The organism is Paenibacillus sp. FSL A5-0031 (genome assembly GCF_001956295.1).
GTDB lineage: Bacteria > Bacillota > Bacilli > Paenibacillales > Paenibacillaceae > Pristimantibacillus.
In genome coordinates this window covers 70462-80042 of the sequence record NZ_MRTD01000026.1, presented here as the reverse complement: position 1 = coordinate 80042, position 9581 = coordinate 70462, and the positions used below count along the sequence as shown (strand labels likewise).

The window sequence follows — 9581 nt, the reverse complement described above, 5'->3', positions numbered from 1 at the left end:
TTATCCCGAAGGATTTGCGAGGCAGTTATTACTCGTTGTTCAGTTTTCAAAGAGCAATCTTTTCTCTCTTGTCGACCGTGTATCTCGTTGGCGACCTAGATAATATATCATAGGCGTATATAGCATTGCAAGTGTTTTTTTCATTATTTACGAAAAAGTTTTCAATACTCCTATTTGCCTTCTAATTACGTAATTGTTGCTTCGCTTCCTCCTCACCTATATTGAAGAAAGACATAAAAAAACGAGCTGTGCGATTTCCGCAAGCTCGTATGACTTCTAATATGTTTTTGTAACTGTATATTGAGCTGCATCCTTGATAAGCTCATACTTTTTCTTGCCCTTCTTTAGACCCGCATCAACTGTCGTATCAATCGTAACCCATTTCCCATCCAAGTACACTTCGTTCCAAGCATGATAAACATCCACATAAGTAGATTGTCCCATCAAGAGCTTCGTAGGAATATCCACGCTCCGCAGCATTGCCGCAAACAATGAAGCGTATCCGTAGCAGATATCCTTTCTCGATTTAAATGTGCGGTCAATATTGGGGAGGTAATCAACTGACAGATTAGCAGCTAATTGATTATCATAACTTACATTCGTAATAATATATTCGTAGATTGCCTTTACTTTCTCCATATCCGTTTTTTTATTGCTCGCTAATTCTTTTGCCTTGACGATGGCGCTGCTCGCATTCGACCAGTCAATGTTCTGGATGGAATTCAAGTACAAAACCTTGTTGTCTTTCAAATCAAGCGTCACGGTTTCTTTCTTCGCCAGTTTGTATTTGTTGCCTGTTGTATTCTCTAGAACAGATATCGTATATTCGCCATTGCCAAGCTGCAATGGAAACTTCTCAGCTGTTTTTCCGCTGGTTAGATTATATGTATAATTTGATGCGCCTTTTGCGATCATAAGCTTCGTTTTCACTTTAGTGCTCACTGCATATTGTACGGAGACAACACCTTTATCTAAATTCCCCGTATTGAGCCAATCAGAAGAGTCCGCTTCATTTGCCTGAACGACCGTTACATGGATGGATGCAAAAAGAACAAAAGCTGCGATGACTAACATAAATTTACGCATGAATATACTCCCTTCGGTAGCTGGCTGCCATCTTACGGAAGGCCCTTTAGCTTTGCGTCCCTACCTTTCGATAGGTTTGCCATTATCGTGTGAAGCGCTATGTGAAGAATTTCCCTATACAAACAAAAAAAAGCCTGTTCATTCGGTAGCTGGCTGCCATCATACGGAAGGCCCTTTAGCTTTGCGTCCCTACCTTTCGATAGGTTTGCCGTTATCGTGTAGCGCTTTATTAGTTCTATTCTACCATATGAATCTAGCAAATCAATAGATTGCACTACAATATCAATCATAATTTGAATGTTTTTAAGGATTGTTGTTGCAAATTCTCGATATTAGAAAAAAAAGAACCGTTGGCTGCTAAAAGCCCTACGGTCCCTTGTTTCTTTCTTATTCAGCAGAACGCTGATCTCTCATATGAGGGAACAACAGTACATCACGAATAGATGGAGCATCTGTTAGAAGCATGATCAATCGGTCGATACCGATTCCTAATCCGCCTGTTGGCGGCATGCCGTATTCCAGAGCGCGGATAAAGTCTTCATCCATCTCATGCGCCTCGTCATTTCCATGCTCACGCTCAACAAGCTGCGACTCGAAACGCTCACGCTGATCAATCGGATCGTTAAGCTCCGTAAATGCATTAGCATGCTCACGTGCTACGATGAATAGTTCAAAACGATCGGTGAAGCGTGGATCTGCTTCGCTTTTCTTAGCAAGCGGCGAAATAGCAACCGGATGTCCTGTAACAAAGGTTGGCTGAATAAGCGTGTGCTCACCGAACTGTTCAAAGAAAGCGTTGAGAATATGACCAAAAGTCATATGCGGATCAACGGCAACTTTGTGTTCTTTCGCCAAACGATGGGCTTCCTCGTCGCTCATTTCCACGCCGAAATCTACGCCCGTCGTTTCTTTGACAAGCTCAACCATGCTGACACGGCGCCACTGAGGCGTCAAATCAATCTCTTGGCCTTGATAAGTGATTTTTGTTGTTCCAAGAACCTCTTGCGCAATATGTGCGATGACATTCTCTGTCAATGCCATAATATCTTTGTAATCAGCATAAGCCTCGTAAAGCTCAATCATTGTAAACTCTGGATTGTGGCGAGTCGAAATCCCCTCATTCCGGTATACACGGCCGATCTCATATACTTTCTCCAATCCGCCTACAATCAGCCGCTTCAAATGAAGCTCGATTGCAATACGCATGTAGAGCTGCATGTCCAGCGCATTATGATGCGTTTCGAAAGGGCGTGCTGCAGCACCGCCTGCAATGGAATGCAGCGTTGGTGTTTCTACTTCTAGATACCCGCGGGAATCTAGGTAGCGACGCATGGATTGAATGATTTTGGAACGAGTAATAAAGGTTTGTTGGACGTCGGGATTCACGATAAGGTCAACATAACGCTGACGATAACGAAGCTCTACGTCTTTCAAGCCATGATATTTATCAGGCAATGGAAGAAGCGACTTTGTCAAAACTTCAATATCACGTGCTTTGACAGAGACTTCGCCTGTATTCGTTTTGAATACAACGCCTACTACGCCAATGATGTCACCGATATCTAGCAAGTCAAAAGCTGCAAACTTATGCTCTTCAACGGAATCTTTACGAACATAAATTTGAACCTTGCCGCTCAAATCTTGAATCGTAGCAAAACCCGCTTTGCCCATGCCGCGCTTCTGCATAATACGGCCAGCAATACGCACTTCAACCGCTTTTTCTTCTATTTCTTCTTTGCTGAGCCCTTCATAGGCTTGTACAATATCTTTGGCGTTATGAGTGCGTTCGAACTTTCGGCCGAATGGATCCACACCTAACCCTCTAAGCTCGTCCAATTTGTTTCTGCGAATTTGCAAGAGCTCACTTAGCTCCTGCTGTTCATTGATTTCTTGTTCCACTTCTTTCATCTCCTTGATCATTCGGCAAAAGCAAGCAGCTGTCACCGGATTCATGCAGCAAAATCTCGTTTCGCAATAAAATATAAGCAATGTATAGACCTGTAATATACGTTCTTATATTTTAAACGTTCAAAAAGCTTCCCACAAGGAAGCTTTTTGAACCGCACATAGCAAACATTATTTTTTGATATCGAGAATTTTGTATTGAATAATGCCGACTGGTACGCTAACTTCGACAACGGTGCCTTTTTTCTTGCCTAGAATCGCTTTACCAACCGGGCTTTCATTTGAAATCTTGTTTTGCAAAGGATCGGCTTCCGCTGTACCAACAATGGAATAATCCATTGTGTCGCCATACTCCATATCCTCAACTGTTACGATCGAACCGATGCTCACGGTATCAATATCAATATCGTCATTATTTATAATACGCGCATTGCGCAACATTTTCTCAAGGGTAAGAACGCGGCCTTCGATAAATGCTTGCTCATTCTTCGCATCTTCATATTCCGAGTTTTCGCTTATATCACCATAGCCAATTGCTACTTTAATACGTTCAGCTACTTCACGACGCTTAACCGACTTTAGGTTCTCTAATTCATCTTCGAGCTTTCGCAGCCCTTCTTGAGTCAGAATGATTTGCTTATCGTTCATCTTTCCGATTCTCCTGTCATGTGACTAATTTTTCATACCTTGTATGAATTCACTGTTACCTAATATATTACGCTTCTTATTCCTCATACCAACTGTTGTTTGAAGCGCTCTTGATGTCTTCGTTAGATTATATTGCACGATTATATTGCAAAGTTACCCTGAATGTCAATCAAAGCCAGACGACCCATTGAAACCGTTTCATTTCTGAAATGTAGAGCAGAAGCCGCATGATAGCGGCTTTTGTCGAATGGTGTCGGCTCGCTCCCGTTACGGGGTAAATCGCATAACCGATCTATTGTATTTTAGTAAGCGACTACTTCAACAGAACCCGCTTCTTTGCTTGACACAGCACTGACAGCTTGGAATTCCTCGTCCTCTCCAAGCGAGCGGGCATAGTTTTCCAAAATCGCTGCCATCGGATCACAGCCGATATGATCGAGCAGCCTTTTTGCATCCTCTGGTGAGAAAACGTCGCCATTCCCAATTACGGGAATCGCTACCGCTTCATTGACATCCTTTATAATGTCCCAATTAGCCTTGCCCGTATACTAGCATGTAAAATGGCTTTGTCACTTACTATCTCAACACATACAAGACCCGTTCCAAACTCCTTGGCAATTAATCAAAAGGCAGGATTGTACACGACTGCCATCGGCGCTGGCACCACTCTATGCTTCATTTCGATGCCACCGATTTTCAGCATGTCACTCCTTCCTCCTCTTCTAATTGCTTATGGTTCATTTCTTGTGTACCAGACAGCACTATTCACGGTTATCAGACATTAATTCCTCATAGCTGATGCCGAGCGTCTTAGCGATATGATTTAATAACTTCGTATCCGTCTTTCTTGTTCCTCGCTCCAATGAGCCAAGAACGGCGACCGATACGCCAAGCTCCTTGGCCAGCTCCTGCTGAGTATAGCCCTTCAGCTTTCGAAAGGCTCTGACGCGCTGCGCCAATTGATTGTTTTCCATAACGTAATGCCTTCCTTTCCATCCAGAAGCGCTGCTTCAGATACTGCGCTTACCTCGGACTGCAGCCGATGTGTTTGATCCAAAACATCATGCAGCGGAACGAGTACGAACGACCGCTCCATCATACGCGGATGCGGTAATGTTAATTCCTCTTGATCCATTCTGACATTATCGTATAGGAGCAGATCAAGGTCAATGGTTCTCGGTCCCCAACGAATTTGTCGAACTCTACCGAGCTGGTGCTCGTACTCCAAAAGCTGACGTAAAAGCATTAATGGAGATAGTGTCGTTCGTACAGCTAATGCCATATTGATAAAGGGCGGTTGCTCTGTGTAGCCTACCGGATCAGTCTCATACATGCCCGACACTCTGCTTACCACGATGTTCGGGTGCGCATCGATGAGGCTAATCGCTTCCAGCAGCAGTTGCTCACGGTTTCCCATGTTTGATCCTAAAGCGATATATGCCTCTGCCTGTGCGCCATCAAGCGGGAATTGTTCGTCCATCATTGTCCCGCTTTCTGCGCAGTTCTACCGTTACTCCGTCAAAATGGATATCAAACGGCGGGTTTGGCTTCGTTACTCGAACCGTCACTTCATTTACCATAGTATAAACTTCCAGTACTTGCGATGCAATGTGACCTGTTAAAGCTTCGATAAGCTTAAACGGAGGGCCCTCTACAATCGTTTTCGTGAGAGCGTGGATTTCTGCATAATTCACCGTACTGTTCAAATCATCGGTTAACGCTGCTTGCTCCAAATCCATATTGAGTTCAACATCCACATAATATTTCTGGCCTAGCTTGTTTTCTTCAGGAAATACGCCGTGGTAGCCGTAAAACCTCATCCCTTTGATCATCATTTTATCCATTATAGTCACTCTCCTAACGATGTACCTTATTTAAAATAGGAAACGGCATTCTACAACACAATTAACGTCGGTATAAAATGGCGTCCGTCATAAGCGCGGTACGCTTTATTGCACGCACATCATGCACACGTACGATTTGGCAGCCGTGCGCAATGCCAAGAGCAACCGTCGCAGCCGTTCCCTCAACAAGCTCATCAACAGGCAGATTCAGCGTCTGCTTAATGAAACGTTTACGCGAGGTGCCGAGCAGCACCGGATATCCAAGTGCATGCAGCTCAGATAGACGGCTAAGCAGCTCCAGATTATCCTCATAGGTTTTGGCAAAACCAATACCCGGATCTAGCCAGATCTGATCTTCAGCGATGCCCGCCGTTCTTGCAATGCTTACACTGCCCTGCAAATCTGCAAGTACATCGGGAACAAAATCATTATAGTCTCTCGCATGGCGGTTATGATTGATGATGACAGGACAAGCATATTCAGCTGCAACTGCGGCCATATTAGGGTCACCCTTAAGCCCCCAAATGTCATTAATAATATGAGCGCCCGCCTCTAGCGCATGCCGTGCAGTCTCAGCTTTGTATGTATCGATGGATAAAGGAATGTGCGGCAGCGCCTTACGCAATCCTTGAATAACAGGAAGGATACGCCGCAGCTCTTCCTCCACTCCCACCGGCTCAAATCCTGGACGTGTCGATTCACCGCCAATATCAATAATATCAGCGCCTTCCTCCACCATCGCTTTCGCACGGGCAAGAGCCGCATCCACACTCGTATAGCTCCCGCCATCCGAGAAAGAATCAGGTGTCGCATTCAAAATGCCCATAATCAACGTACGCTCGCCTAGCTCCAGCCTCGTTCCACTGCCAAACTCATATGTTCTTTTATAGAAATTTGGTTGTTGATCCATTGTTAGATCGCCATCCTTCTTCTTAATGTTACATGATTATAGAGCTTAGACAGCTCTAGTATCATCGTCAATTGTCGTCTGTCGGTAAAGAGTAAGCAATTGCTTTGTAATAGACCCTGCTTGACCGTTTCCGATAACTCTACTCACCCCGCCAGCTTCGGATAACAGCGTAACGGGAACGAGCTCCTGAATGGAATTGGTAAGCCATATCTCATCGGCCGTTTGCAGCTTCTCCAAGCTATAAAGGCCCTCTTCGGTTTCATACCCTGCACTGCTAGCCAGCTCCATAACTCGCTCGCGCGTAATGCCCGGCAATATGCCGGTGGCCAGTTCAGGCGTATATACAACATTGTCCTTAGCAAAAAACAAGTTGCTCACGATTCCCTCCGCCAACCATCCCTCTCGCGTGAGCATAAGACCCTCGGCCCCAGGCGCAGCACCACTGGCAAGCAGCTCTCGCTTAGCAATAATATTGTTCATATAATGGAGAGACTTAAAGCGAACCTCGCCCTCAGGCGTGTTCCTCCTTGTCTGCAAAAGCCGCAGCTCCCGTCCGCGCATATGAACCGCATCATTAACCGGCGGCAAAGCCTTTACAAGCATTAACACATTCGGCTGTTCATAATCTCCTGTCGGCAACCCTAGCTCAGCTTCGCCTGCACTGACGGTTAGTCTTATATAGCCATCTTTTAATTCATTCGCCACAAGTAGCTCGTTAACGGAGCAGCGCAGCTCCTCCATATTAGGTGTGTACTGAATTCCTAGCTGATCACAGCCTGAGCATAGCCGCTTCATATGCCTATCTAGTAAGTATGGTTTCCCCTTATACGTGCGGAAAGTCTCGAACAAACCTATACCGTACAAAAAGCCGTGATCATAAACTGAGATCACGGCTTCGCTCGCATCCATTACGGAGCCGTTCAGTCCGACCTTCATCGCACTGCGCCCGTCCGATTTTGCAAGAAATTACGAAGCATCGTCAAGCCATGCTCCGTTATAATGGACTCAGGGTGAAATTGCACCCCTTCAATTGCATATTCCTTATGACGCAAACCCATAATTTCTCCTTCATCTGTTTCCGCTGTTATTTCCAAGCAATCAGGCAGCGTTTCACGGCGTACGATAAGAGAATGATAGCGAGTAGCGGTAAAAGGTGATGGCAAACCTTCAAATACGGATTTTCCTTGATGATAAATGGCAGACGTTTTGCCGTGCATCAGCTTCTCCGCACGCACCACTTCCCCGCCAAATGCCTGCCCGATCGATTGATGACCAAGACATACACCAAAAATCGGGATTTTACCTTTAAAATGCTCGATTAGTGATAGACTAATGCCCGCTTCATTCGGTGAACACGGACCTGGTGATATTAAAATATGATCGGGCGCTAATGCTTCGATTCCAGCTAAATCTATTTCGTCATTTCTTTTTACCGTAATATCTTCCCCAAGCTCACCCAAATACTGCACTAAATTGTACGTAAAGGAATCATAATTATCGATGACAAGTATCATGTTAAGGCTCCCCCTTTTTCCGTTTCCGCTGCCAAATCGACTGCTGCAAACCGTTCGCTGTACTGAATGGCCTTCCATAATGCCTTCGCCTTGTTTAGCGATTCTTTATATTCCCGCTCCGGCTCAGAATCAATAACGATACCTGCTCCCGCTTGAATATGAACAACGCCTTCCTGAAGCACCATGGTTCTAATAATAATATTAAATTCCATATCCCCGCTGTAGTCAATCCATCCAAGCGAGCCCGTATACGGTCCTCTGCGTGTCGGTTCAAGCTCTTCTATGATTTCCATTGTGCGAATTTTTGGAGCACCTGTAATCGTTCCTCCAGGGAAGGTAGCCGATATAACATCGTAAGCATCTTTGCCGTTTGCAAGCTGTCCTACTACCTGAGAAACAAGATGCATAACATGCGAGTATTGTTCAATAACCATAAACTCTTCGACCTTAACCGTACCATAAGTAGAAATCCGCCCAAGATCGTTCCGTTCCAAGTCAACGAGCATAATATGCTCCGCCCGCTCCTTCTCATTCGTGAGAAGTTCGTCAGCTAGGCGCCGATCCTCTTCCTCCGTTCGCCCGCGTCTACGCGTTCCAGCTATCGGTCTTGTGATCAGTTTGTTATCATTGAGCTCAACGAGAAGCTCAGGGGATGCAGATACAATCTGAAAATCAGGACAACGCAGAAACCCCATATAAGGCGATGGGTTAACTAGTCGAATCCATTCATAAAGTTCTTCCGGCGCAGCCGCAATCGCTTTGCTCTGACGAACGGACAAATTCACTTGAAAAACGTCACCCTGCTCAATATATCGCTGAATGCTGCGAACGGCGTCCATGTATGCTTGCTTCGAGAAAGGGGATGTGATGCCAGAAATCGAATCCGCATCCAATTGCAATAAATCATCTGTCAACAAACGCTGACGCTCTGCTCGAAGCGATATCGCCTTCGCCTGGGCATGCTCTTCATCAAACCAGGTTAACCAGTAGTCGGTCATCCCTTCCGCTCTAGATGAAGCACGGTCATAAGCAGCACGCAGTTCCTCTTGATCCGCATTTTGATCTACTTTTGAATGGACAGCACAATACACTTTTGATTGCTCATGGTCGATGATCCATATCTCATTCATTTGCATGAATAAATAATCGGGAATATCCTGATTATCCTCGGCTAGCACCGGCAATCGTTCGATCGAACGAATGACATCGTAACCCCAGAATCCGATACAGCCGCCAACCCACTTAGGCCCATTCTCAAGCTTCGGCCCAAGCAAACCGCTCATCCATTCTCTCACAACCTCAAGCGGCTTACCTTCCCAGCGGCGCTTGCTTTGCTCCTCTAGCGAATGAAATTGTATCGACTCTGCTTGCAGCCCTTTTCCACGGATAACCCCGTCAGGATGCAATCCCAAATACGTATATCGTCCGTCCTTGCCGCTTTCTAATACAAAAGCATGCGGCGAAGCGTCCTGCCATACTTCTTCCCATGACGTTACGTTCGCCCGATTACCGAACTCAAAGGGTAATTCTTTAACGAATGGCAGCGTCGTATATTTCTGTTCGGCGTGCCACCGAGTCCATTGCTCTATCGCGGTGATCATCACCTTCAACCCCCGAATACTTGACTTATTTTGCTCAGTATACAGAATAGCTAAGTAAAAAGAAAGCCTTCCA

General features: G+C 45.4%; 10 protein-coding genes, 1 pseudogene and 2 riboswitches. All 11 genes and pseudogenes read right to left on the bottom strand.

Features of this window, described 5'->3' with window-relative positions; translation table 11 throughout:
* Positions 1–276: 276 nt before the first annotated feature.
* Positions 277–1086, bottom strand: a complete 810-nt coding sequence (locus BK120_RS30805; RefSeq protein ID WP_076271321.1) for a transglutaminase-like domain-containing protein — start codon at positions 1084–1086, stop codon at positions 277–279.
* Between the two features lie 12 nt (positions 1087–1098).
* A riboswitch (cyclic di-GMP riboswitch) is annotated at positions 1099–1177 on the bottom strand.
* Positions 1178–1227: 50 nt separating this feature from the next.
* Positions 1228–1306, bottom strand: a riboswitch (cyclic di-GMP riboswitch).
* 167 nt (positions 1307–1473) lie between these two features.
* Positions 1474–3006, bottom strand: a complete 1533-nt coding sequence (gene lysS / locus BK120_RS30800) for a lysine--tRNA ligase (RefSeq protein WP_076271326.1) — start codon at positions 3004–3006, stop codon at positions 1474–1476.
* A 156-nt stretch (positions 3007–3162) separates the two neighbouring features.
* Entirely contained in the window at positions 3163–3639 is a 477-nt protein-coding gene (gene greA, locus BK120_RS30795; RefSeq protein ID WP_076271320.1) for a transcription elongation factor GreA, read from the bottom strand.
* A 419-nt stretch (positions 3640–4058) separates the two neighbouring features.
* Positions 4059–4342: pseudogene (locus tag BK120_RS34735) on the bottom strand (tRNA-dihydrouridine synthase); the annotation flags it as partial.
* A gap of 58 nt (positions 4343–4400) precedes the next feature.
* On the bottom strand, positions 4401–4613 hold the full coding sequence (locus BK120_RS30785; RefSeq protein ID WP_054025845.1) for a helix-turn-helix domain-containing protein: 213 nt from the start codon (positions 4611–4613) through the stop codon (positions 4401–4403).
* Positions 4565–5122 carry a 2-amino-4-hydroxy-6-hydroxymethyldihydropteridine diphosphokinase gene (gene folK / locus BK120_RS30780; RefSeq protein ID WP_256711077.1) on the bottom strand — a complete coding sequence of 186 codons (558 nt, stop codon included), beginning with the start codon at positions 5120–5122 and terminating at the stop codon, positions 4565–4567. Before folK ends, BK120_RS30785 begins: the two co-directional genes overlap by 49 nt.
* Complete coding sequence (folB, locus tag BK120_RS30775) at positions 5097–5483, bottom strand: dihydroneopterin aldolase (RefSeq protein WP_076271318.1); 387 nt, start codon at positions 5481–5483, stop codon at positions 5097–5099. Before folB ends, folK begins: the two co-directional genes overlap by 26 nt.
* A 61-nt stretch (positions 5484–5544) precedes the next feature.
* Positions 5545–6393 carry a dihydropteroate synthase gene (folP, locus tag BK120_RS30770; RefSeq protein WP_076271317.1) on the bottom strand — a complete coding sequence of 283 codons (849 nt, stop codon included), beginning with the start codon at positions 6391–6393 and terminating at the stop codon, positions 5545–5547.
* A 45-nt stretch (positions 6394–6438) separates the two neighbouring features.
* Complete coding sequence (pabC, locus tag BK120_RS30765) at positions 6439–7329, bottom strand: aminodeoxychorismate lyase (protein ID WP_076271316.1); 891 nt, start codon at positions 7327–7329, stop codon at positions 6439–6441.
* Entirely contained in the window at positions 7326–7907 is a 582-nt protein-coding gene (gene pabA, locus BK120_RS30760; RefSeq protein WP_076271315.1) for an aminodeoxychorismate/anthranilate synthase component II, read from the bottom strand. Before pabA ends, pabC begins: the two co-directional genes overlap by 4 nt.
* Positions 7904–9508: an anthranilate synthase component I family protein gene (locus BK120_RS30755; RefSeq protein WP_144376895.1), complete on the bottom strand. Its 1605-nt coding sequence runs from the start codon at positions 9506–9508 to the stop codon at positions 7904–7906. Before BK120_RS30755 ends, pabA begins: the two co-directional genes overlap by 4 nt.
* Positions 9509–9581: the final 73 nt, after the last annotated feature.